General features: G+C 49.0%; 30 protein-coding genes. 14 read left to right on the top strand and 16 right to left on the bottom strand.

Annotated features, from left to right (window positions below; genetic code table 11):
* Position 1: 1 nt before the first annotated feature.
* A complete protein-coding gene (locus CWE15_RS05565; RefSeq protein WP_126757090.1) occupies positions 2-565 on the top strand; it encodes a BON domain-containing protein in 564 nt (187 codons plus the stop codon).
* A 58-nt stretch (positions 566-623) separates the two neighbouring features.
* Here the strand turns inward: CWE15_RS05565 and CWE15_RS05560 are convergent, their stop codons facing one another.
* From CWE15_RS05560 to zapE, 8 genes are all read right to left on the bottom strand, one after another.
* Positions 624-1,094 carry a ClpXP protease specificity-enhancing factor gene (locus tag CWE15_RS05560; protein WP_420807749.1) on the bottom strand — a complete coding sequence of 157 codons (471 nt, stop codon included), beginning with the start codon at positions 1,092-1,094 and terminating at the stop codon, positions 624-626.
* A gap of 11 nt (positions 1,095-1,105) precedes the next feature.
* Positions 1,106-1,741 carry a stringent starvation protein SspA gene (gene sspA / locus CWE15_RS05555; RefSeq protein ID WP_126757089.1) on the bottom strand — a complete coding sequence of 212 codons (636 nt, stop codon included), beginning with the start codon at positions 1,739-1,741 and terminating at the stop codon, positions 1,106-1,108.
* An 81-nt stretch (positions 1,742-1,822) separates the two neighbouring features.
* Complete coding sequence (locus CWE15_RS05550) at positions 1,823-2,554, bottom strand: cytochrome c1 (RefSeq protein ID WP_126757300.1); 732 nt, start codon at positions 2,552-2,554, stop codon at positions 1,823-1,825.
* A complete protein-coding gene (locus CWE15_RS05545; protein WP_126757088.1) occupies positions 2,554-3,816 on the bottom strand; it encodes a cytochrome b in 1,263 nt (420 codons plus the stop codon). Before CWE15_RS05545 ends, CWE15_RS05550 begins: the two co-directional genes overlap by 1 nt.
* Entirely contained in the window at positions 3,816-4,403 is a 588-nt protein-coding gene (gene petA / locus CWE15_RS05540; RefSeq protein WP_126757087.1) for a ubiquinol-cytochrome c reductase iron-sulfur subunit, read from the bottom strand. The genes CWE15_RS05545 and petA overlap by 1 nt, the downstream gene beginning before the upstream one ends.
* Before the next feature lie 182 nt (positions 4,404-4,585).
* A complete protein-coding gene (gene rpsI, locus CWE15_RS05535; RefSeq protein ID WP_126757086.1) occupies positions 4,586-4,978 on the bottom strand; it encodes a 30S ribosomal protein S9 in 393 nt (130 codons plus the stop codon).
* Positions 4,979-4,993: 15 nt separating this feature from the next.
* On the bottom strand, positions 4,994-5,422 hold the full coding sequence (gene rplM / locus CWE15_RS05530) for a 50S ribosomal protein L13 (protein ID WP_126757085.1): 429 nt from the start codon (positions 5,420-5,422) through the stop codon (positions 4,994-4,996).
* A 169-nt stretch (positions 5,423-5,591) separates the two neighbouring features.
* On the bottom strand, positions 5,592-6,743 hold the full coding sequence (gene zapE / locus CWE15_RS05525) for a cell division protein ZapE (protein WP_126757084.1): 1,152 nt from the start codon (positions 6,741-6,743) through the stop codon (positions 5,592-5,594).
* A gap of 93 nt (positions 6,744-6,836) precedes the next feature.
* Between zapE and CWE15_RS05520 the strand changes: the two genes are divergently transcribed.
* The 3 genes from CWE15_RS05520 (at position 6,837) to CWE15_RS05510 (ending at position 9,972) form a co-directional block, all read left to right on the top strand.
* Entirely contained in the window at positions 6,837-7,289 is a 453-nt protein-coding gene (locus CWE15_RS05520; RefSeq protein ID WP_126757083.1) for a Z-ring associated ZapG family protein, read from the top strand.
* Between the two features lie 181 nt (positions 7,290-7,470).
* Complete coding sequence (locus CWE15_RS05515) at positions 7,471-8,808, top strand: DegQ family serine endoprotease (protein ID WP_126757082.1); 1,338 nt, start codon at positions 7,471-7,473, stop codon at positions 8,806-8,808.
* A gap of 99 nt (positions 8,809-8,907) precedes the next feature.
* The gene (locus tag CWE15_RS05510; protein ID WP_126757081.1) at positions 8,908-9,972 is read left to right on the top strand and encodes a trypsin-like peptidase domain-containing protein; all 1,065 of its coding nucleotides are present in this window, start codon (positions 8,908-8,910) and stop codon (positions 9,970-9,972) included.
* A 21-nt stretch (positions 9,973-9,993) separates the two neighbouring features.
* On the opposite strand, the gene murA is transcribed toward CWE15_RS05510, so the two are convergent.
* The 7 genes from murA to CWE15_RS05475 all read right to left on the bottom strand — a co-directional run bounded on the left by murA (position 9,994) and on the right by CWE15_RS05475 (position 14,622).
* Entirely contained in the window at positions 9,994-11,253 is a 1,260-nt protein-coding gene (gene murA, locus CWE15_RS05505) for a UDP-N-acetylglucosamine 1-carboxyvinyltransferase (RefSeq protein WP_126757080.1), read from the bottom strand.
* A gap of 11 nt (positions 11,254-11,264) precedes the next feature.
* Positions 11,265-11,522, bottom strand: coding sequence for a BolA family protein (locus CWE15_RS05500; protein WP_126757079.1), 258 nt, complete (start codon positions 11,520-11,522; stop codon positions 11,265-11,267).
* Between the two features lie 43 nt (positions 11,523-11,565).
* On the bottom strand, positions 11,566-11,880 hold the full coding sequence (locus CWE15_RS05495) for an STAS domain-containing protein (RefSeq protein ID WP_157980718.1): 315 nt from the start codon (positions 11,878-11,880) through the stop codon (positions 11,566-11,568).
* Between the two features lie 7 nt (positions 11,881-11,887).
* On the bottom strand, positions 11,888-12,355 hold the full coding sequence (gene mlaD / locus CWE15_RS05490) for an outer membrane lipid asymmetry maintenance protein MlaD (protein WP_126757077.1): 468 nt from the start codon (positions 12,353-12,355) through the stop codon (positions 11,888-11,890).
* A 3-nt stretch (positions 12,356-12,358) separates the two neighbouring features.
* A complete protein-coding gene (gene mlaE / locus CWE15_RS05485; RefSeq protein ID WP_126757076.1) occupies positions 12,359-13,132 on the bottom strand; it encodes a lipid asymmetry maintenance ABC transporter permease subunit MlaE in 774 nt (257 codons plus the stop codon).
* A complete protein-coding gene (locus tag CWE15_RS05480; RefSeq protein ID WP_126757299.1) occupies positions 13,129-13,929 on the bottom strand; it encodes an ATP-binding cassette domain-containing protein in 801 nt (266 codons plus the stop codon). The genes mlaE and CWE15_RS05480 overlap by 4 nt, the downstream gene beginning before the upstream one ends.
* Before the next feature lie 105 nt (positions 13,930-14,034).
* Positions 14,035-14,622 (bottom strand): TetR/AcrR family transcriptional regulator, encoded by a 588-nt coding sequence (locus tag CWE15_RS05475; protein ID WP_126757075.1) that lies wholly within the window; start codon positions 14,620-14,622, stop codon positions 14,035-14,037.
* Positions 14,623-14,794: 172 nt separating this feature from the next.
* On the opposite strand from CWE15_RS05475, the gene CWE15_RS05470 reads away from it, so the two are divergent.
* From CWE15_RS05470 to CWE15_RS05425, 10 genes are all read left to right on the top strand, one after another.
* Positions 14,795-15,766: a KpsF/GutQ family sugar-phosphate isomerase gene (locus tag CWE15_RS05470; RefSeq protein WP_126757074.1), complete on the top strand. Its 972-nt coding sequence runs from the start codon at positions 14,795-14,797 to the stop codon at positions 15,764-15,766.
* A 1-nt stretch (position 15,767) separates the two neighbouring features.
* On the top strand, positions 15,768-16,316 hold the full coding sequence (gene kdsC, locus CWE15_RS05465) for a 3-deoxy-manno-octulosonate-8-phosphatase KdsC (RefSeq protein ID WP_126757073.1): 549 nt from the start codon (positions 15,768-15,770) through the stop codon (positions 16,314-16,316).
* Positions 16,313-16,900, top strand: a complete 588-nt coding sequence (gene lptC / locus CWE15_RS05460) for an LPS export ABC transporter periplasmic protein LptC (protein WP_126757072.1) — start codon at positions 16,313-16,315, stop codon at positions 16,898-16,900. Before kdsC ends, lptC begins: the two co-directional genes overlap by 4 nt.
* Entirely contained in the window at positions 16,860-17,393 is a 534-nt protein-coding gene (lptA, locus tag CWE15_RS05455) for a lipopolysaccharide transport periplasmic protein LptA (RefSeq protein ID WP_126757071.1), read from the top strand. The genes lptC and lptA overlap by 41 nt, the downstream gene beginning before the upstream one ends.
* Positions 17,394-17,398: 5 nt before the next feature.
* Positions 17,399-18,124 carry an LPS export ABC transporter ATP-binding protein gene (lptB, locus tag CWE15_RS05450; protein ID WP_126757070.1) on the top strand — a complete coding sequence of 242 codons (726 nt, stop codon included), beginning with the start codon at positions 17,399-17,401 and terminating at the stop codon, positions 18,122-18,124.
* 63 nt (positions 18,125-18,187) lie between these two features.
* Positions 18,188-19,666: an RNA polymerase factor sigma-54 gene (locus CWE15_RS05445; protein WP_126757069.1), complete on the top strand. Its 1,479-nt coding sequence runs from the start codon at positions 18,188-18,190 to the stop codon at positions 19,664-19,666.
* Between the two features lie 27 nt (positions 19,667-19,693).
* Positions 19,694-19,981: a ribosome hibernation promoting factor gene (hpf, locus tag CWE15_RS05440; RefSeq protein WP_126757068.1), complete on the top strand. Its 288-nt coding sequence runs from the start codon at positions 19,694-19,696 to the stop codon at positions 19,979-19,981.
* A 5-nt stretch (positions 19,982-19,986) separates the two neighbouring features.
* Positions 19,987-20,451: a PTS IIA-like nitrogen regulatory protein PtsN gene (ptsN, locus tag CWE15_RS05435; RefSeq protein WP_126757067.1), complete on the top strand. Its 465-nt coding sequence runs from the start codon at positions 19,987-19,989 to the stop codon at positions 20,449-20,451.
* Entirely contained in the window at positions 20,442-21,293 is an 852-nt protein-coding gene (gene rapZ, locus CWE15_RS05430; protein WP_126757066.1) for an RNase adapter RapZ, read from the top strand. The genes ptsN and rapZ overlap by 10 nt, the downstream gene beginning before the upstream one ends.
* An 11-nt stretch (positions 21,294-21,304) precedes the next feature.
* The gene (locus CWE15_RS05425; protein ID WP_126757065.1) at positions 21,305-21,580 is read left to right on the top strand and encodes an HPr family phosphocarrier protein; all 276 of its coding nucleotides are present in this window, start codon (positions 21,305-21,307) and stop codon (positions 21,578-21,580) included.
* A 22-nt stretch (positions 21,581-21,602) separates the two neighbouring features.
* Here the strand turns inward: CWE15_RS05425 and pmbA are convergent, their stop codons facing one another.
* Positions 21,603-22,946 (bottom strand): metalloprotease PmbA, encoded by a 1,344-nt coding sequence (pmbA, locus tag CWE15_RS05420; protein WP_126757064.1) that lies wholly within the window; start codon positions 22,944-22,946, stop codon positions 21,603-21,605.
* Positions 22,947-23,010 lie beyond the last annotated feature (64 nt).

Below are 23,010 nucleotides of genomic sequence, written 5' to 3'. Positions count from 1 at the left end.
CATGTTGTTGCGTCGTTTATGTATTTTGCTATTGGCTTTAATACCTTTAACAGGCTGTACTGTGCTTGCCGTCGGCGGCATGGTGGCAACGACATCCGTTATTTTAGACAGTCGTCAGGTAAATACCCAAATTGACGACTCGGGCTTACATTTACACGTGGTGCAGGGAATTCAAAGCGACGAGCGGTTGAAGAACCAGCGCATTCGCGTGGTGGCCTACAATGGCGATGTGCTACTGGTAGGCCAAGTGGCCTCTCTTGAGCTTAAACAACGGGCTGAACGGGTTGCAGTGGAAAGCGCCACCATACTCACTGTGTTTAATGAATTAAAAGTAGGTGACCCGAAAGGCTTTATTGACCGCTCAAAAGACAGCTGGATTACCACCCGTATTAAAGCCAACCTTTTAAGCAGTAACGAAATTGACACTTCCGGTGTTAAAGTTGTGACAGAAGCTAGTGAGGTGTTTTTACTCGGCATTGTGGACGAACCAGCAGCGCAACATGCCGTTCGTGTTGCCCGAAATACCCCTGGGGTAACCCGTGTTGTCCGTGCATTTTCATTATAAAAAACGCACAAAAAAAGGCAGCCATTTTTGCTGGCTGCCTTTTTCATACAAGGTCTTATTACTTAATGACTTTTAAATGAGGCCGACCACGACTTCTGGCGCTTTTTCCTGCTGAGTCACCCTCATTCTCGGGTGTGCCTTCTGGTGTTTCAACAGGCTTTAAATCAGCAGGGTTTGGCTCTTCCGGTATGAAAGCAGCTTCTGGATCTTCATAAGCAGGCTCAGGCTCAAAAATAGAACCCGCACCATTCTCTCGAGCATAAATAGCAAGCAAAGCACCATAAGGCACTGTAATACGCCGAGGAACACCCCCAAACCGTGCTTGAAACTGCATGTCTACCTCAGCCATTTGCAGGCCAGTGGTAGCGTCCGGATGAATGTTCAATACAATTTGACCGTCTTGAACGTATTCAGCCGGCACTTCCGTGCCAGGCCAATTTGCATCAATCACCACGTGTGGCGTGAGCTCATTGTCCAATAGCCATTCATACAAAGCACGGACTAAATAAGGGCGTTTAGGAGTCATCATAAATACCTAACTTACGCCTTACCCATTTCGCGTTCTACATCCGTTAATGAGTCTTGGAATGACTCACGCTCGAACAAGCGCAGCATATAGTTTTGAATGTCTTTGGCGCCTGCACCAGACAGTTCAATACCGTAAATAGGTAAGCGCCATAACAAGGGCACTAAATAGCAGTCTACTAGGGTAAACTCGTCACTCATAAAGTACGGTTTGTCAGCAAACGCAGGAGCTAATGAAAGAATGCTTTCACGCAGCTCTTGGCGGGCTTGGTCCGCTTCTTTCTTGGTGCCGTTAAGAATGGTATCGGCTAACGCATACCAGTCGCGCTCTAAACGGTACATCATTAAGCGGCTGTAACCACGGTTCACCGGGTAGACAGGCATTAACGGTGGATGTGGGAAGCGTTCGTCAAGGTATTCAATAATAATACGCGAGTTGTACAGCACAAGCTCACGGTCCACCAAAGTTGGAACATTGTCTGGATACGGGTTTAATTGCTGCAAGTCTTCCGGAATATTTCCGTCGTCGATAAAACTAACTTCATAAGAAACGCCCTTCTCAGCCAACACAATACGTGTTTGGTGGCTAAATAGGTCGTCACGTCCTGAGTACAGTGTCATTACTGAGCGTTTATTGGCAGATACAGCCATCTTTTTCTCCACTTTAGCAAACAGCAAAGGGGGCACAAGTGGCCCCCATCCATTCCAAATTAATGAACAGCTTGGAATGCTTTACTTAACATCTCTCCAATACTCTTTCTTCAATAGTATTGTTAAGACTAATAGTACAAATAAGAAGCCTATTACGAATAAGCCCATACGCTGACGTTCCAGTTTTACCGGCTCGCCCACGTAAACAAGGAAGTTCGTAAGGTCAAGCATCGCCTGATCAAACTCTTCTGCATTCAAACGGCCGTTACCGTCCGTTGTCAGAACAGTTACTTCTTGTTCTTTGCCATTCACAACCTTCGTTTCTGTTACCTTGCGTGGGGTACCTTGTAACTCTTCCAGCATCCATGGCATACCAACGTTTTCAAATATAACGTTGTTCACACCAAACGGACGCGACTCATCCGCATAAAAGCTGCGGAAAAAAGTATAAAGCCAGTCGGCACCACGAACACGCGAGACAAGTGTTAGGTCGGGCGGTGTTAAGCCAAACCATTCAGCCGCAGCTGACTTGTCAATTGCAGAAACCATATGCGAACCAACACCGTCACCGGTAAATTGCAATAGCTCTTCACCTAAGTCGACAGGAATACCAATGTCTTCAAAGGTACGTTGGTAACGTTGATACTGAGCGTTATGACATCCCAGGCAGTAGTTCATAAAAATCTGAGCACCGCGCTGTAATGAAGCATTGTCGGTTAAATCGTAATTCGCTTTGTCTAGGGGCATGCTAGGGCCGGCTGCAAATACAGCCGACGGAATTAAGAATGCCACCGCAAGAAGAATACGCTTCATCATTTCGTCAACCTCTCCGGTAATGGCTTGGTTTTCTCATTCTTACTGTAGAACCATAGGAACACGAAGAATGCGAAGTACAAGAAGGTGAATATTTGCGCCATCATCGTATAAATGTCGGTTGCAGGCTTCACACCTAAGTAACCCAACACAATAAAGCTAATGACAAACTGGAAGATATTCAGCTTATGCCAAATGCTACGGTAACGCATGGAACGTGTGTTGCCACGGTCAATCCAAGGTAGCAAGAACAACAATACAATAGCACCGAACATCAGAATAACACCCAGTAACTTAATGGGTACTGCACGCAAAATGGCATAGAAAGGCGTGAAATACCATACCGGCGCAATGTGTTCTGGCGTACGCATTGGGTCTGCGGCTTCAAAGTTTGGCGGCTCAAGGAAGAAACCACCCATAGTTGGCGCGTAGAAAATAACCAGCGCAAACAGAATTAAGAAACCTGCTAATCCAACTAAGTCTTTCACCGTGTAGTACGGGTGGAAAGGAACCGAGTCAACAATGTCGTATTTGTCTGCGTAGTGCTTATGGAATTCAAAGGGCGACTGCTCTTCTTTTGGCACACTGCCTTTCTTGCGCTTCGTGTCAATACCGTCTGGGTTGTTTGAACCCACTTCATGCAAAGCAATCAAGTGTAAGAACACAAGAATAACCAGCACTAATGGCAAGGCAATAACATGCAGAGCGAAGAAACGGTTTAGCGTAGCGCCTGAGATAACATAGTCACCACGAATCCACGTGGTCAACTCGTCACCTACAATTGGAATAGCACCAAACAAGGAAATAATAACCTGTGCACCCCAGTAAGACATTTGTCCCCAAGGTAGCATGTAGCCCATAAAGGCTTCTGCCATTAGCACAAGGAAAATAAGCATACCGAAAATCCACAGCAGCTCACGTGGCTTTTGGTATGAACCATACATTAAGCCCCGGAACATGTGCAGATAAACAACAACGAAGAATGCTGAGGCGCCTGTGGAGTGCATATAGCGCAGTAGCCAGCCGTACTCAACATCACGCATAATGTATTCAACCGAGGCGAATGCGCCTTCTGCTGACGGTACATAGTTCATGGTGAGCCAAATACCGGTGACAATTTGGTTCACTAACACAACCAGTGCTAACGAGCCCATAATGTACCAAATATTAAAGTTCTTCGGTGCAGGGTATTGGGTTACGTGGAGCTTCATCGTATTCGACATTGGAATACGCGCGTCGATCCACTCAATAATACGGTTCATTAAGCTGTCCCCTCGTCTTCACCAATGATGACGGTGTTGTCGTCAACAAAGTAGTATGGCGGAATGACTAAGTTCGTTGGTGCAGGTACCGACTGGAATACCCGTCCAGCTATGTCGAAGCGAGAACCGTGGCACGGGCAGAAGAACCCTGACTCAACGCCTTCAGCAACCGAGAAGCTTTTTGGAATAAACTGCGGTGAACAGCCTAAGTGTGTACAAATACCAACAGCAATAAACCATTCAGGCTTGATAGAACGGTGTTGGTTTTGCGCATACACAGGCTGCTGTGCCACTTGTGAATCCGGGTCTCTCAGGTTCTTTTCGGTTTCATTCAAGCTTGCTAACATTTCTGGTGTGCGGCGAATAATCCATACAGGACTGCCACGCCACTCTACACGGACCAGTTGACCTAGCTCTATTTTATCTATTTTCACTTCAACCGGTGCACCCGCAATTCGGGCTTTTGCACTTGGGTTCCATGAAGCAATAAAAGGTACGGCTGCCCCGACTGCACCTGCCGCACCTACAACGGAGGTGGCAACAGTTAAAAATCGGCGACGGCCCTTATCTACAGGCGCATTGCTCATCCATCTTTCTCCAGTTTTGGACGCTGTGCGGAAAATACCGCAGCACAAGTATGAATACTCGCGACTAAAAAAAATGCTTTCTGATAATAATGAAAACCCTTGCTATTTACAAGGTCTACACCTAGATAGCAGCAATAAAAAACCCAGCAAAAGCTGGGTTTTGTGTCGGTAAAAATAAGCGTTTAACGTTTTGAGAACTGTGGACGCTTACGTGCTTTCGCAAGACCGACTTTCTTACGCTCAACGCGACGCGCGTCACGAGTAACATAACCCGCTTTACGTAAGTCGCTACGTAGCGCTTCGTCGTACTGCATAAGTGCACGTGTAATGCCGTGACGGATTGCACCCGCCTGACCTGTGGTACCACCACCAGAAACAGTTACGTATACGTCGAACTTGTCTGCCATTTCTAGCAATTCAAGTGGCTGACGTACAACCATACGTGCTGTTTCACGACCGAAGTACTCTTCGATTTCGTGGTTGTTGATCTTTATCGCACCGCTACCCGGACGCAGGAAAACCCGCGCTGTAGAGCTTTTGCGACGACCTGTACCGTAGTATTGAGTATCTGCCATAGTCATCTGCTCCAATTAAATATCAAGGGTTTTAGGTTGCTGTGCTGCGTGGTTGTGCTCAGGTCCTGCGTAAACTTTTAGTTTACGGAACATGTCACGTCCAAGAGGACCACGAGGTAGCATACCTTTCACGGCGGCTTCAATAATCATTTCTGGCTTTTTCGCCTGTAGCTTTTCAAAGCTCATCGACTTCAAGCCACCTGGGTAACCACTGTGCGAGTAGTATATTTTGTCTTGTGCCTTGTTACCGGTAACAGTAACTTTTTCAGCATTTACAACAATAATATAGTCACCCGTGTCAACGTGTGGTGTATATTCAGGCTTGTGCTTACCACGTAAACGGGTAGCAATTTCAGTCGCGATGCGACCTAGTGTTTTACCTTCAGCGTCAACGACATACCAGTCGCGCTTGACGGTTGCTGGTTTTGCAACAAATGTTTTCATGTTTATTACCTAGAATTCATGAACTTAGCCGAGGCTTCTCCGGGCTTCCCCGCGAGCATGCCGAATAAATTTCCCGAGGCCCTTTGGCCGACTGCGCTGGGATAACGCAGGGGAAGTAACGTGGGCTGCGCGAGATTATACTGAAAGCTGGTTAGAAGATCATCCCTTTTTATGATTTATATTCCATCGCTAAATACTCGCGCGACTGCATTTCAAGTAATCGACTTAAACAACGCTTAAACTCAAAACTTAACCGACCGCCTGCGTATAGTTTTTCTAGGGGAGCTTCCCCAGACATAATAAGCTTCACGCGGCGCTCGTAAAATTCATCCACTAACGCAATAAAGCGTCGGGCCGTGTCGTCGTTATTACCGCTCATTATGCTGACATTGCTGACCAGTACCGCCTGGTATTTTTCAGCTATGGCAATATAGTCATAAGGGCTTCGTGGCCCTTCACACAGCTCTTTAAAGTCAAACATCACCACATCTGCCGCGGCCATTCGCGCCTGAAGCGGGCGCTTGTTAATGGTCAGCTCAACAGGAGTACACGCCGACTCTTCTTCACCGGCCAAACTACAAAAGTACTGCTTCAAATTGGTGTCCGCTTGTTCGTCCAAAGGCCAGTGGTATATTTCAGCTTTTTCTAAGGTGCGCAGGCGGTAGTCAATGCCGCTGTCTACGTTCACAACTTCACAGTGCTGCTTAATTAAGTCGATGGCCGGTAAAAAACGTGCCCGCTGCAAACCGTTTTTGTATAAGTCGTCGGGGACAATGTTCGAGGTAGCAACCAGTACCACGCCGCGCTTAAACAGCTCTTGAAACAAGGTGCCAAGAATCATAGCGTCGGCAATGTCTTGCACAAAAAACTCGTCGAAACAGATGACCCGTGCATCTTTAGAAAATTGCTCAGCAATAATCGCCAGAGGGTCTGAACGGCCTTTCAGCTTCTTTAGCTCCTCATGAACACGCTGCATAAAGTGATGGAAGTGCACGCGCCACTTTCGTTCAAAGGGCAAGGCATTGTAAAAAGTGTCGACCAGGTAGGTTTTCCCTCGACCAACGCCACCCCAAAAGTAAAGGCCGCGTATTTGCTGCCCAAACAGCTGTGCCCTGCCGGTTAGCACGCGCTTTAACTTGCGGCGCACACGCACACGGCGGCGGGGCTTTACTAATAAGTCGTCAAACAGCCGCTGTAAATGGCGCACTGCATTTTCCTGCGCTTCATCGTAACTGAAGCCTTCTTTCTTTAAATCTTGCTGATACAAGGCCCACGGAGTAAGCTCACTGGGTGGGGGTGCCTGCGTCACTGGTTTATTCATGAAAAAAATACCCTGACATCTGACGACTGAAAACAAAAATACATGATACCATTATTCATAGTAGACGAACTACGTTACCAAGGAGATTTTTAAATGGGCTGGCTCATAGGTATTCTTTTAGTCATTATTGGCGGAGTTATTGGGTTCTTCCTAAGCCGTTATGCATTTCCTGGCGGCCGTAACTCCTCGGCGCTTGCGTCGCAATTGGCCGACACACAACAGCAGTTCGACGCCTATCGGCGCGATGTGGCGGATCATATGGCAACAGCTCGACTTCTTTCCGAACAAGTGGCTGAAGTACAAAGCAAACTCGACACTTTTTTAGGGGACAGTGAACAGATTCTGCAAAGCGACAAAGAATGGCAGGAGCCCTTGCCATTTTTCGCGGAAGGCACCATGCAAGAACTCCGGCAGTCGAACCTGCTGGAAACAGAACGCCGCCGCAGCCGCAGCAATGAAACCAAGCCCCGCCTAGACGAAGCGCCTCTCGACTATTCCGAGCCCGGCAGCGGCATCTTCTCGGCGCCAGACAAAGAAAAAAGCTAACTTCCCCGCTATTCCTTCCACCCGGCCTTGGCGCCGGGTTTTTTCTTCGTGCTGCTTGAAATTCACTTTTTCAGAACTTATTTAGTATCAATGAGTCTGTTTATATGCGACTCGTCTACCCAACGACAGGGTCTGCTCCTGAATGTTTTACGTCTAACTTAACTGTGGGGTACTTTATTCCATGAAACGACTTTATATTCTCATGGCCCTTTTGGCCCTTTCTTTGACTAGTATTACTTCGTTTGCTCAAGTGCCGTTTGCCCAACTCGAACAGCGCATGGGCACTCCCACACTAGCGCCCATGCTGGAGCAGGCCACCCCTGCTGTAGTAAACATTTCCGTGGAAGGTGTGCGCGTTACCCGCCAACGCATTCCCGACGCTTTCCGGCACTTTTTTGGCCAACAAGAACAAACCCGGGAACAGCCATTTCAAGGCTTGGGATCTGGCGTTATTATTGATGCCCAAGAAGGTTATGTGGTCACCAACAACCATGTGGTGGAAGGCGCCTCCGATATCACCGTCACCTTGAACGACGGCCGCACTTTCTCGGCCACCATTCTTGGCACCGACCCCGAGTCCGACATTGCCCTGCTCAAATTGGACGAGCCTTCAAACTTGAAAGAACTGCCCCTAGCCAACTCTGACGAACTCCGTGTGGGCGACTTTGCGATTGCTATTGGGAACCCCTTTGGCTTAGGTCAAACGGTCACCTCTGGTATTGTTTCAGCCCTTGGTCGTGGTGGTTTTGCCGGTGGTCGCCTAGAAAATTACATTCAAACCGACGCCGCTATAAACCGCGGAAACTCGGGCGGTGCTCTGGTTGACTTGAACGGCCGCCTCATTGGAATTAACACTGCAATTTTAGGGTCAACCGGAAACATAGGCATTGGTTTTGCTATCCCTTCTAACATGATGAAAAACCTGGTGGACCAAATTCTTGAGTTCGGCGAGGTACGTCGTGGCATTCTGGGTGTGCGTGGTCGCGACCTAGACCAACAATTAGCCGACGCCTTAGGCATCGACCGCACCCAAGGTGCTTGGGTCAGTGAAGTTATACAAGACAGTGCTGCCCAGCAAGCAGGCCTGCAAGCGGGCGACGTAATTGTTAGCATCAATGGCACCCAACTCCACTCCATGACGGAGCTTGCCGCCAAAGTCGGAGCCGCAGGGGCGGGTCGTGAAGTACGACTAGGGATTATTCGTGACGGTCGCGAACTAAGCCTGAACGTCAAGTTAAGCGAAGCTGAAACCACAGTAACAGCTGCAACAATGCACCCTGCTCTACGCGGAGCTACCTTGCAAAACAATGGGGGTAATGGCCTGCGAGTTACAGGAATTGAAGTCAAGTCGCCGGCGGAGCAAATTGGACTGGCAGAAGGCGACGTTATTGTGGCGGTGAACCGTCGCCCCGTGAACTCGGTCACTGAGCTACGCAGCCTGTTAGAGCGAAGCAAAGGGGTAACGGCCCTGACGATTACTCGAGGCAATCGACAGCTTTATTTACTCTTACCCAACTAAAACCTGAGGACCCTTCCTAGAATTCGAGGGCGGAGAACTACCTCCGCTCTCTTTTCAGTGTTAAGATCGGTTTATAATTCACCGACATAAAGACACTGCATGGCTAAGCAACACGCTTCATTACTCACGCAATACCTTATTAAGCCCGCTTTGCTTGGCTTTATTGTTGCCGCCTTAGTGCTGGCCGTTTTGCCTTTGGTACAACAGCCAACCGAATCCAGTCGGGTCGCCACAGCCAGTGACTTGGTCAGCTTTGCTGACGCTGTCGAGCTTGCAGCTCCTGCCGTGGTGAACATATACACGACCCAAAGCAGCCACCCCAATGCCCACTTGCAAGGTCCGCCCACTCTTCGCTTAGGCTCTGGGGTGATTATGAATGCCAAGGGCTTTATTCTGACCGCGCGGCATGTGGTGTCAAACGTGGACCAAATACGAGTGGCCTTACAAGACGGCCGCGTTTTCGGCGCCCAACTCATTGGCAGCGACAGCCTTACCGACCTTGCCGTACTGCGTATTGCCGCCGACAACCTTGCCGTTATTCCACGCAACGACAGCTATACCCCGCGGGTGGGTGACGTGGTGCTTGCCATCGGCAACCCTTACAACATTGGACAAACCGTAACCCAGGGCATTATTTCTGCGACCGGACGTAACAACCCCGACAATGCTTACTCTGAATTTATAAGAATGGACGCAGCCATTAATGAAGGTAACTCAGGTGGGGCCTTAGTCAATTCGCGTGGGGAATTGGTGGGTATTAATAGCGGTCGTTATTTGTCGGAACAAGGTGAAGAGCTGACCGGTATTTCTTTCTCAGTTGCTTACCATTTAGCTGAACGTGTCATGGAGCAAATTATTGCGGAAGGCTCAGTAACCCGTGGCTACTTTGGCGTAGAAGCGCGGCATGCCTTCCACCCCGAGCTCAACATTCCAGGTGTGGTTATTGAGCGCATAGAGCCGGAAGGCCCAGCTCACTTGGCAGGCCTGCGCCCGGGCGACTTCTTAGTTCGTATCAATGGGGTAGAATTGAAAAGCCTAAACCAAGCGCTAGACATGGTTGCTGCAACCCGTCCGGGCACCAGCATTCGTATCGACTTTGTGCGCCAACAGCAGTATTTAACCACTGAAGCTGTTATTCAACATTTGCGCGTACCGGAAGAGTAACAGCACAGCAATACAACGGGTTTACATAGAAACCCGTTGTATGTTGGCGCCTAAAGCCGTTAGTTTTTCTTCTATTTTCTCGTAGCCACGGTCTATGTGGTAAATACGCTCTACTTCCGTTTCGCCTTTTGCCACAAGCCCCGCAATAACCAAGGAAGCAGACGCACGTAAATCGGTACACATTACTTGTGCACCACTTAGTTCTGCTGCTCCACGGCAAATGGCGGTATTGCCGTCTAAGTCGATGTCCGCTCCCATGCGCTTTAATTCTGGTACATGCATGAAGCGGTTTTCAAAAATAGTTTCCCGCACCCAGCCTGTGCCTTCGGCAATGGCATTTAAGGCCGTAAACTGTGCTTGCATGTCGGTAGGAAACGCAGGGTGTGGTGCAGTTACAATATTTACCGAACGTGGTGTACCTGTACTGCGCAGCTCAATAGTGGTCTCGCCGCGGGTAATGTCCGCGCCAGCGTCGCTCAGTTTCTTTAATACCGCATCAAGTAAGCTTGGGTCTGTGTGGGTACAGCGAATGTGCCCGCCTGTTGCAAGCGCTGCCACTAAAAAGGTGCCTGTTTCTATCCGATCAGGCATCACTCGATATTCGCCGCCGTGTAATCGCGACACGCCTTGAATACGAATGGTGTCAGTCCCTGCACCGCGAATGTCCGCGCCTAAGGTATTTAAGAAGTTCGCCAAATCAACCACTTCGGGTTCGCGAGCAGCGTTTTCAATAATGGTTTCACCCTTCGCTAGGGTGGCAGCAGCCATTAAGTTTTCTGTACCTGTCACACTGACCAAGTCTAAAATAAGGTGTGCACCCTGCAAGCCATTGGGTGCTTTTGCTTTAATATAACCTTGCTCGACGCTAATTTCCGCGCCCATTTGGCGTAAACCTTCAATGTGCAAATTGACCGGGCGAGCACCAATAGCGCAGCCCCCAGGCAGAGACACTTCAGCTTCACCACACTTAGCAAGCAAAGGGCCAAGCACCAATACAGACGCTCGCATGGTTTTAACTAACTCATATTCCGCCACATGCCCATGCTTTACCCCCGGGTGAATTTTGTAACTGTCTTGGCCTTCACGGCTGTGGGGAATGCCTAACTGAGCCAGAAGTTTTAAAGATGTTTTAACATCTTGCAAACGAGGCACATTGTGCAACGTCACCGGCTCATCTGCGAGTAAAGATGACAGCAAAATAGGAAGTGCTGCGTTTTTAGCACCCGAAATGCGTACGTCACCACTTAGCTTTGCACCACCTTTAACAATAAACTTTTCCATTTCTTAACGCTCTAGCTTGGCATGTTGAGCATTTTCTCGCGGCGCCATTGCTCCGGAGTAAAGGCTTTAATTGAAAGTGCATGAATTGTGCCGTCGGCAATTTTGTCATTCAGCGGTGCATAAATGAACTGCTGCTGCTTCACACGGCTCATATCAGCAAACTGTTCACTCACTGCAATCACTTGATAATGTGTGCCTTCCGACTTCACATGTACTTCATCTAGCCCAAGCTCATTTTTTAATAACTCTTCAACTACAGACGGTTCCATCTGACTCCCTTTTACAATTAACTGCTTAAATTTATTCGACGCCTTAGGTTAACGAAAGCAAGGCGGTAACACCACTTACTTCCGCAAAGGCGAGTAGCTGTTTGCTAACGTCTTGTAAAGCCAGCTCTCGGTTTTGCCGCCCTAGTTCGGCCTTCAATTGGATAAGCATGGCCAAACCCGCCGAGTCCACCTTTTCTACCCCGGCTAGGTTGAGCGTTAGCACGCCTTCACCAGTAGCCCAGTCACGGCGTGTGTGCCACGCCTGGGGCACAGTGTCGCGGTTTAAACCACCCTGTAAAAACACCGCCCCTTGTTTATGCTCAAAACTAAGCGCATCGTTTTGTTGTGTCTGGTTCATAGGCAACTCAATTATCACCTTGGCTAAATAAGAATTGGCCAATAAGATTTTCCAATACCATGGCCGAGTTGGTATTGATGACTTCGCCACCGTCTCCAAGTATTTGCACATACTCGTCAATAAACCCAGGCTCAAGCCCTATATATTGTTCACCAATAATGCCCGAGGTTAGCACCGACGCTGTGCTGGTTTCTGGGAAGCGGTTATAGCGGCTGCTAATCTTCATTTCCACCACGGGCTCGTAGTATTCACCCTCTAAACGGATAGCCGACACACGGCCCACCACAACCCCCCCCACCTTTACGGGAGAGCGAACCTTCAAGCCGCCGATATTATCAAACTTGGCAATCAGGGTGTATGTGTCACCACGGGTGGTGTCACTGGTATTGGCAACTTGTAGTGCCAGAAACAACACAGCCGCAATAGCCGCAGCAGCAAAAATACCAACCAATAATTCCATTGTACGTGTGGTCATAAATCACCCAAACATAATAGCAGTTAAAATAAAATCCAAACCAAGAACAGCAAGTGAGCTATACACTACCGTTTGTGTGGTAGCAGCGCTTATTCCAGGCGACGTTGGTGTGGCTGTGTAGCCCTTAAATAAAGCAATCCAAGTGACAACTACGGCAAACACCAAACTTTTAATGACACCGTTCATAATATCGTCTTGCCAACTAACACTTGCTTGCATAACCGACCAGAAGGCGCCGTCGTCAACCCCTAACCATTCAACCCCCACCATAAAGCCGCCATAAATACCTACGGCATTAAACATAAGGGCTAACAAGGGCATGCTAATTACCCCAGCCCAAAAGCGCGGGGCTACAACGCGACGCAATGGGTCCACCGCCATCATTTCTAAACTCGACAGTTGCTCGGTTGCTCGCATTAAGCCTATTTCAGCGGTAAGGGCTGAACCTGCGCGGCCCGCAAATAATAAAGCGGTGACCACAGGGCCTAGCTCTCGCAGTAAGGACAAGGCAACCATAGGCCCAAGGGCTTGTTCGGCACCAAAGTCCACTAAAATAGTGTAGCCTTGCAGGCCTAGCACCATGCCAATAAAAAGCCCGGATATAATAATGATCAGCATCGACTGCACGCCCACAACATACAGTTGACGTATTAACAGCGGAAAGCTTTTCCGTGGCTGTGGTTTTCCTATAATGGCTTGCGCCAGCATAATGGTGGCTTGACCTATGCCCTGCACTGTCTTTATTACTTGCCGACCTAAGGCATGCAATACACTCATGACAACTCCCCTAGCAAGTCTTGGTGGTATGCAGTTGCTGGTAAATGAAACGGCACGGGGCCGTCTGCTTCCCCTTTTAAAAATTGCCGTACCAGCTCAGAGCCGCTGTCGCGAAGCTCTTGTGGCGTACCCTGGCCTACTACTTTTTTATTCGCCATCACAATCAGGTGGTCTGCAATACTCATCACTTCTTTCACGTCGTGTGACACCACAATACTGGTTAAGCCCAAGGTTTTATTTAATTCGTCAATGAGCTTGACCAAAACCCCCATGGAAATAGGGTCTTGTCCGGCAAAAGGCTCGTCGTACATAACCATTTCAGGGTCTAGAGCAATAGACCTAGCTAAAGCAGCGCGGCGCGCCATACCCCCTGACAGTTCACTCGGCATAAGCTGGCCTGCGCCTCGTAAGCCCACGGACTCCAGCTTCATTTTAACAATGGTTTGAATAATATTGTCTGGTAATTTGGTGTGCTCACGCAGGGGGAAGGCCACGTTCTCAGCGACTGTTAATTCCGCAAACAAGGCACCACTTTGAAACAACATGCTCATGCGCTTACGTGTTTCATACAGTTCGCGCCTGCTGAGCTTAGCCATGTTTTTACCAGCAAAGTGCACACTGCCTTTTTCAGCAATGAGCTGGCCCCCTATAAAGCGCAATAGCGTGGTTTTCCCACACCCGCTTGGGCCTAACACGCCGGTTATTTTACCCCGCGGAATATGCAAGGTAAGGCCTTCATAAATAAGGCGTTCACCCCGTGCAAAATGCACATTGTCTAACTCAACCAAGTTTCCCACATTCACTCTCGCTTTCTTGTGAAACTAAAGGCGCTGCTAAGTCACAGCGCGCCTCTAAATAGAGCTGAATAAAGTCATAGTGTAACGTAATTCAGGCAGTAAGTATTAATCACTTTTCTGAGTGGCAGGAACTTGTACTAAGTCAAGTAAAGCTTCAGCAAAAGCTGCTTCGTTTTTTTCTTCACCCGTGGCTAAACCAAACTGTTGGCACAACCTGTGGCCAAGTACCGCATACCAGGCAATACGGGCTTGCATAGGGCCTGCGCTGCTATTATCCAGCAGCTCAAACAAGTCCAGCTGTCGCTGACGAATAATCGACATAAGTTGCGGGTTGCTAGCCGCAGCAGCAATAATGGCACTGTCCACGCCAAGTTTACCCTGTTTATTGTGGTTTAATTCTGTTTCCAATAGCGCCTTAATTTCCACGTCCGGGGTACGCTCAGCTTCGCCAATCAAGTCGTCTCGCGCCTGCTGACGTCTATCCACATAACGTTCTAGCATGGCACTAATTAATGCGTCTTTGCTTTCAAAATGGTACAGCAACCCGCCTTTGCTTATTCCTGTTGCAAGTGTCAGGGCGTCAAAGGTTAAGTGCGCTGCGCCTTTTTCTTGTACCAGTGCTTCTGCACATTCCAAAATAAATGAACGCTTACTTGGTCTACCACCGCGCCCAGTGGCTTTTACTACAGTCATTTCCTACTCCTTAAAACTCGGCAGCAGCACCTTGCCACCAACCGACCATCCGGTACAGTAACCTAAGCATGCGGTGAAGTAAATAGCGCAGCAAATATTCATGTTCTTCAACCTAACAAGCTACAAAGTGATATACTTCAAGGAAGACACAGATAGAGTTAGGAACCTCCTTATGTCAACAACGGATTATCTGACCCAAGGCCGCCGCGTCCTTGAAATTGAACGCGCCGCATTAGCGACCTTAGAGAAGAATTTAGATGCCCAGTTCAGCCAAGCCTGCGAGCTTATGCACTATTGCCAAGGCCGCGTGGTTGTTACCGGTATGGGTAAGTCAGGCCATATTGGCGGTAAAATAGCGGCCACCCTTGCGAGCACGGGTACTCCCGCCTTTTTTGTTCATCCGGGCGAAGCCAGCCACGGCGACTTAGGCATGATCACCAAACAAGACGTGGTGCTTGCCCTGTCAAACTCCGGCGAAACCGGTGAAGTGGTAAGTATTATCCCTGTTCTTAAGCGGTTAAATGTTCCTTTAATTGCCATGACAGGGCGTCCCGACTCAACCCTTGCAACCCTGGCCGACGTGCATGTATGTGTTGCCGTAGAGGAAGAAGCATGTCCATTGGGCTTAGCTCCTACAGCCAGTACCACGGCCACTCTGGCCATGGGCGACGCCCTCGCTGTATCCCTATTGCATGCCCGTGGTTTCACAGCTGACGACTTTGCACTATCCCACCCAGGTGGTAGCTTAGGGAAACGTTTGTTGTTGCGGGTGGCCGACATCATGCATACAGGCGCACGTATTCCTATGGTGCCTACCGGTGCTATAACCACAGACGCTTTGCTTGAAATGTCACGAAAGGGGCTGGGTATGACCAGCATTGTTGACGACAACAACAAATTGCTTGGTATTTTTACCGACGGTGACTTGCGCCGAATACTGGACTTACGCACCGACGTGCACCAAACCCCCATTGACCAAGTGATGACCGCTGGCTGTATTACAGCAACCGCTGACATGCTAGCTGCAGAAGCCTTGCAACTGATGGAGTCGCGTAAAATAAATAGTTTAATTGTGGTCGATGCGCAGCAACAGGTGATCGGCGCATTCAATATGCACGACATTTTACAGTCGGGAGTTATTTAATATGGTGTCTACTTGGTACGGCAACCTACCAGACCACCTTATGCAACGCTTGGCACAGGTGAAAGTGGTGGTGTGCGACATCGATGGCGTGTTTTCCGATGGTCGCATTTATTTAGGTAATGACGGTGAAGAGTTAAAGGCTTTCCACACCCGCGACGGCTTAGGCGTAAAAGCCCTACGCTCGGCAGGTATTGAAGTAGGCGTTATTACGGGCCGCACATCGCACATTGTTACTCAGCGCATGCAAGCGCTTGGTGTGCCTTATATTTATCAAGGCCGGGAGCAAAAACAAGCAGCCTTTGACGAGATTTTAACAGCACTTGATCTCACATCAGAACAAGCCGCCTATATAGGCGACGACAGCCCCGACTTGCCATTGATAAAAGCTGCGGGCATGGGCGTAGCGCCACAAGACGCACACCCGCAAGTGCGCCTTGCTGCAGACTATGTTACCACCTGCCCTGGCGGCTTTGGCGCTGTCCGCGAGCTGGCCGACTTAATTCTTCAGGCCGCAGGTAAACTCGAACAAGTGACAGAGAGCAGCACGTGAATCAGCGCACCTTATTCATCATCGCCTTGGTGGCAATCATGGCAACCTTGGTGTTATGGCAACCCTGGCAAGATGAACAGCAAGCGCCCGGCACAGAGGCGCCACAGCAGGCGATGCCCGACTTCACCGCTGAAAACCTCGTGTCACAAGTGTTCGATGCCGACGGACGCCTGACACACCGCATTCAAGCGTCGCAAATGGCACACTTTAGCAAACGTAAGCTAACCGAGCTAAACAACCCCATTTATGCGACCTATTTAAACAGTGTAGGCAGCGAAGACACGGCCGAATTATGGCAAGTCACCGCGTTAGAAGGCCACCTGTATGACGACGAAAAATTAGAGTTACTAGCTGAAGTTGAAGTAACCAACTTAACGGAAATTGGTTATATTCGGCATATCGAGCTAGCCGACTTAACCATTGACCTTGTTAAGAAAACCATGGTGAGTCAGTCGCCTGTGGTTATTTCTGGACCACAGTTTACAATTCGAGGCATTGGCCTCACCATTGATATTGAAACGCAACAATTGGAATTAATGAAGCATGTTGAAACCATTTACTACCCTGCTCGTACTTTGCCTTAGCCTGTGGGCAAGTGGTGCTGATGCAGCCAGCACCTTAGAGCGCGACTTTGAGCAACCCATTAATATTGACGCCGACAAAGAGTTTTTCGACTTGCGCAACAATATATTTCGGGTTGAAGGCCATGTCATTGTTACCCAGGGCAGTCTCGTCATACATGCTGACCAATTAGAAGTGGAAGGCTTTGGCAGCGACGAAAACCAAGCAGAGCTTTTTATTGCTACCGGGAGCCCCGCCACATATAGCCAGCAAGTGGAAGAAAATGTCACCGTCACAGCGAGTGCCCAGGTTATTACCTATGACGCCGCCACACGAACACTCACCCTTACGGGCAATGCAGAGCTGGAACAAAGCGGAAGCTTTTTAAAAGCTTCTGAAATTACCTATGACTTAGAAAACCAAGTCATTAGCGCGAAACGTGGTGACGAACCGGGTCAGCGTGTGCGCACAAGCTTTCAGCCACGCGAACAACAAGCGGACCAAGGGAATAATTAAGCATTATGGCGCAGTTACGAGCAGAACATTTAGCAAAGTCATATAAAGGCCGTACCGTGGTAAGCGACGTGAGCCTTAGTGTTAAGGCGGGGCAAGTGGTTGGTTTACTTGGCCCGAACGGCGCGGGTAAAACCACGACCTTCTATATGATCGTCGGCCTAGTGAGAAACGACAAAGGCGGCATTTTTCTTGATGACGAAGAAATTACCTTACTGCCCATGCATGAGCGAGCGCGTCGAGGAATTGGCTACCTACCGCAAGAGTCTTCCGTGTTTCGTACCCTGTCGGTACGGGAAAACATTATGGCCATTTTGGAAACCCGAAAAGACCTAACGGCCGACCAACGTGAAGACAAACTCGACAGCTTGGTGAGCGAATTTAGTATTGGTCATATTATCAACAGCGCCGGAATGGCATTGTCCGGTGGTGAACGCCGTCGTGTCGAGATAGCTCGTGCCCTAGCGGCTGATCCTGAGTTTATATTACTGGACGAACCCTTTGCTGGGGTCGACCCAATTTCTGTCATTGATATAAAAAAAATCATCCATCAACTACAACAACGTGGTATAGGTGTACTTATAACAGACCACAATGTTCGCGAAACATTGTCCGTATGTGAGCACGCCTATATTGTAAGTCAGGGCCACTTGATTGCCCAAGGCACCCCACAGCAGGTACTAGCTAACCAAAAAGTGAAAGAGGTGTATTTAGGCGAACAGTTTTCCTTGTAATTCCCTATAAAAGCGCAATCATATAAGTATACGTATTATTCAAGGAGCTTGAGTTAACGCACTATGAAGCAAAGTCTGCAGCTTAAAATTGGTCAACAACTGACGATGACACCTCAGTTGCAGCAAGCGATCCGACTTTTGCAACTGTCTTCCATGGAGCTAGCCCAAGAAGTCCAAGAAGCACTTGATAACAACCCCTTGCTTGAAGTTGCTGAAGAACAAGAAAGCCACGAACAGCCGAAAGCAAAAGACACCGCTGAGAACACCGTCGACGCAAGCGAAGTGGACACGGCTGACGCCTTAACCAACCAAGACATTCCCACAGAGTTACCAACCGATAGTACCTGGGACGACACCTTTACTGCAGGCTCAAGCACCGGTACAAGCTCTGGCAGTGGCTCGGGCGCAGGCATGGCTGCTGAAGACGACTACATTTACCAAGGTGAAACCAGCGAAAGCCTGCAAGACTATTTACTCTGGCAAATGCGCTTGTCTCGCTTTTCCGACGCGGACCAGTTCATTGCTGAAGTTATTATCGACGCTATTGACCACGCAGGCTACCTAAGCCTGCCCCTCGACACCATTTTACTGGCCGTACAAAAAGAGTACCCAGACATCGAGGCCGAAGAAGTGGCTGTGGTATTAAAACGTATTCAGCATTTCGACCCCATAGGCGTGGGGGCGCGTGAAGTAAGTGAATGCTTACTGTTACAGCTAGAGCAGCTTGCGCCTGACACCCCGTGGCTTACAGAAACAAAGCACATCATTACCGAGCATATCGACTTGTTAGGTAATCGCGACTACCGCACCTTGGCCCGGCAAACAAAGCTAAAAGAAGACCAGTTACGCGAGGTCATGCGCCTTATCCATACACTCCAGCCACGGCCAGGCGACAGCTTTATGCCCAGTGACGCAGAGTATGTCATACCCGACGTGGCCGTTCGGAAGCACAAAGGCCGTTGGGTTGTCGAGCTAAACCCCGACGCATTGCCTAAGCTTAGAGTAAACGAAGAATATGCGGCCCTTGCACAACAGGCAAGAAATGCCGAAGATGGTCAATATATACGGCACCACACACAAGAAGCGCGATGGTTTATTCGCAGTATTGAAAGCAGAAATGAAACTTTATTGAAGGTAGCTAATTGTATTGTGCAGCGACAACAGGCATTCTTTGAATATGGAGAAGAAGCCATGAAGCCGATGGTGCTGAATGATGTCGCGGAAGCTATTGAAATGCATGAGTCGACGATATCACGCGTGACAACACAGAAGTTTATGCATACGCCACGGGGCATTTTTGAACTGAAGTATTTCTTCTCTAGCCATGTCAGCACTGAAAATGGCGGAGAATGTTCATCAACAGCTATACGTGCCTTAATTCGAAAAATCGTGGCGGCGGAACCCGCAGCAAAACCCTTAAGCGACAGTAAAATAGCTGAGCTTATGGCAGAGCAAGGAATTAACGTCGCTAGAAGAACGATTGCGAAGTATCGGGAAGCTCTCAACATCCCGCCTTCCAATCAAAGAAAAAGCCTTTTATAAAAGGCGGCAACAGAAGGAAGAGGTAATATGCAAATCAATCTAACTGGACACCATGTTGACATTACTGATCCACTACGTAGCTTTGTAGACACTAAGTTCGCCAAGTTACAGCGACACTTCGACCACATTACCAATGTTCATGTTGTACTCACTGTCGAAAAACTTCGTCAGAAGGCCGAGGCAACCATACACCTTAGTGGTGGTGAGCTCTTTGCTACGTCGGAACATGAAGATATGTACGCCGCAATCGATGGCCTCATCGACAAGCTCGATCGCCAAGTTATTAAACACAAAGAAAAACTTAGAAAACACTAACATTTATGGATTTACGTGAAATCTTGAGCCCGGACTGCACCCTAAGTGCAGTTCGGGATACAAGCAAAAAGAAAGCCCTAGAAACCATTAGTAAGCTGATAGCCCCTAAATTAGGAGGTGTTAGCAGCGACGATGTTTTCGACAGCTTAATTCAACGGGAGCGTTTAGGCAGCACAGGAATTGGCTTAGGCATTGCCATTCCACACGGACGTCTCAGCCATGCCAGCCACCCTGTCGCCGCATTAATCACCTTGGAAACTCCCATCGACTTTGACGCCATAGACAACCAACCTGTAGATATAATTTTCGCTTTACTGGTCCCAGAAAACGAACCAGAAGCCCACTTAAAAACCTTATCGGAAGTCGCCCAGCGCCTAGACAGTAAAGGTTGCTGTCGCAAGTTTCGTGCTGCCACCAGTCACGAAGAACTCTACACCTTGTTTACAGAAGCAGACGCCCCATGCAATTAATTATTGTTACCGGCCGTTCAGGCTCAGGTAAAACCATCGCCCTGCGGGTACTTGAAGACCTTGGCTTTTATTGTGTAGACAATTTACCCATTCATTTATTGCCCGCGCTTATCCACTCACTGCCTGGTTACAACTCCATAGCGGTCAGCATTGACGTGCGCAATATGTCGGAAGATGAAGAAAACCTAAGCGAGTCCATCGAGTTTTTACCCGACAACATTAAACCTGAAATTCTGTTTATCGATGCCAACGACGACGTGCTTCTTCGCCGCTATGGTGAAACCCGCCGCATGCACCCATTGTCACGGGTTGAAAGTTCGTTACCCGACGCCATCGCCATGGAAAGCAGAATTTTAAGCTCGCTGAAAGAGCTCGCCAAATGGCACATCGACTCAAGCGGTCTCAGTGTGCATGAGCTTAGCGAACAAGTACGTGAATTGGTTCTGGGGCGTTCAGACAACAACCTCATCATTACCTTTCTTTCCTTTGGGTTTAAGCATGGGGTGCCTAAAAACGCCGACACAGTATTTGACGCGCGTATTTTGCCTAACCCTCACTGGGAGCCGGAACTAAAGCCCTTTACTGGCCGCGACGAGCCTGTCATACGCTATTTATCAGCACAGCCATTGGTCACGAAATTTGTCCAACAAGTGGAAACTTTTACCGACACTTGGCTACCCTACTTCCAACGCAGTAACCGAAGCTATTTAACCATTGCAATCGGCTGTACCGGTGGGCAGCACCGCTCTGTGTATATTGCAGAAACCCTTGGCAAGCGTTTTAACGACATGGGTATCGCCGTTCAAGTTCGTCATCGTGAACTCGACAAAAAAGAGAGTTAACCGAGAGCCCTATGCCAGAAATACGTCGTACGTTAACCATACGTAACAAGCTTGGCTTGCATGCTCGCGCTGCCACTAAATTAGCTAAGCTTTCTCATGAGTTTGCCGCCACCATTCATGTACGGCAAGGCGATAAGGAAGTAGACGCCAGTAGCGTAATGGGCTTGCTGCTGTTAGCCAGTCAGCAAGGGCGCGACATTGAAATCATTGCCTCAGGCGACGAGGCGGAAGCAGCATTGGATGCTATCGAAAAGCTTATTCAAGACAAGTTTGACGAGGAGGCTTAAGCGCCTCCCGTCACCTGCCCACTTATTCTCCGGCAATTTTCATTTCTTCAAGTAAAATTGAACCTGTTTGAACCCCGTGGCGCATATCCACGTCATTCCCTATCGCCACAATCGACTTCAACATATGGGCTAGGTTGCCGGCGATCGTGACTTCCGTCACTGGAAACTGAATTTCGCCGTTTTCAACCCAGAAGCCGCCCGCGCCGCGGCTGTAGTCGCCGGTCACAACATTCACGCCCTGACCCATTAGCTCGGTTACCAATAATCCGGTGCCCATACGCTTACACAGGGCGTCTAAGTCATCAGAGCCATGCTCTACTAGCCAGTTATGAATTCCACCCGCATGACCTGTTGCCACGCTATTTAGCCGGCGTGCGGCGTAGCTGGTGAGTAGATAGGTTTCAAGCACTCCTCCGGAAACAATTGAACGCGGCTTCGTCGCAACCCCTTCGTGATCAAAGGCGCTCGACGCTAAGCCACCTTTTATCAAAGGGTCTTCGTTAATATTAAGCCACTCAGGCAGCACTTGCTGGCCTAGCTTGTCTAAAAGGAAGCTACTTTTCCGATATAAGTTACCGCCACTGATGGCACTTACAAAGTGGCCAAACAGCCCATGGGCTACGTCGCGGTGAAAAATAACCGGTGCTTTGCGCGTGGTTAAACGCTGAGCGCCAAGCCGCGACACAGTATTTTGCACTGCCTCTGCCGCCACCTGCTCCGGTGCAGTTAAGTCACTAAATTTTCTGGCGAGCGTATACGCATAGTCGCGCTCCATGCGGTCGCCGTCTTTAGCAATCGGCATGCAGCTTAAACTATTTCGTGAACTCAAATAGTGACCTAAAAAGCCATGGGTGTTGCCATACATTCGAAAACCACAGTGCGTGGCATAGTTGGCACCATCGGAGTTTACAATGCGTGGGTCCGCTGAAAGCATTGCTTCTTCACACTTCAGAACCTGTGCACTGGCAAACTCAGCGGTTTGGTCCGCTTCATAAAACAGCTCAAGGTCTACCGGTTCCTGCGCCATTAAAGCCGCATCGGCTAACCCCGTGTAGGGGTCCGCTTCTGTGTAGCGTGCAATTTCACACGCTTTTTCAACCGTTGCCGCCACCGCTTCAGGCGACAAGTCTGCTGTACTGGCATTCCCTTTGTGCTGCCCACGATACACACTAATACCCAAGCTACCGTCTTGGTTAAACTCCACGGTTTCTATGTCGTTCATGCGTGAACTAACCGACAACCCTCGGCTGTAGTTAATAGCGCATTCGGCGGCGCTGGCCCCTAAACGTTTGGCGTGTGCTAAGGCATTGCTTACGGCTTCTTCCGCACGCGCTACTTCTTGCTCTAACTGTTTCCGACTTGTCAAAACGTAAACCTCTTATCTCAAGGAAAAACACAGATACTGCAGCAAACGTACCACAGCAGCGCCC

The sequence above is a fragment of the Aliidiomarina taiwanensis genome, assembly GCF_003987015.1.
Lineage (GTDB): Bacteria > Pseudomonadota > Gammaproteobacteria > Enterobacterales > Alteromonadaceae > Aliidiomarina > Aliidiomarina taiwanensis.
This window is presented reverse-complemented; position numbering and strand designations above follow the sequence as displayed.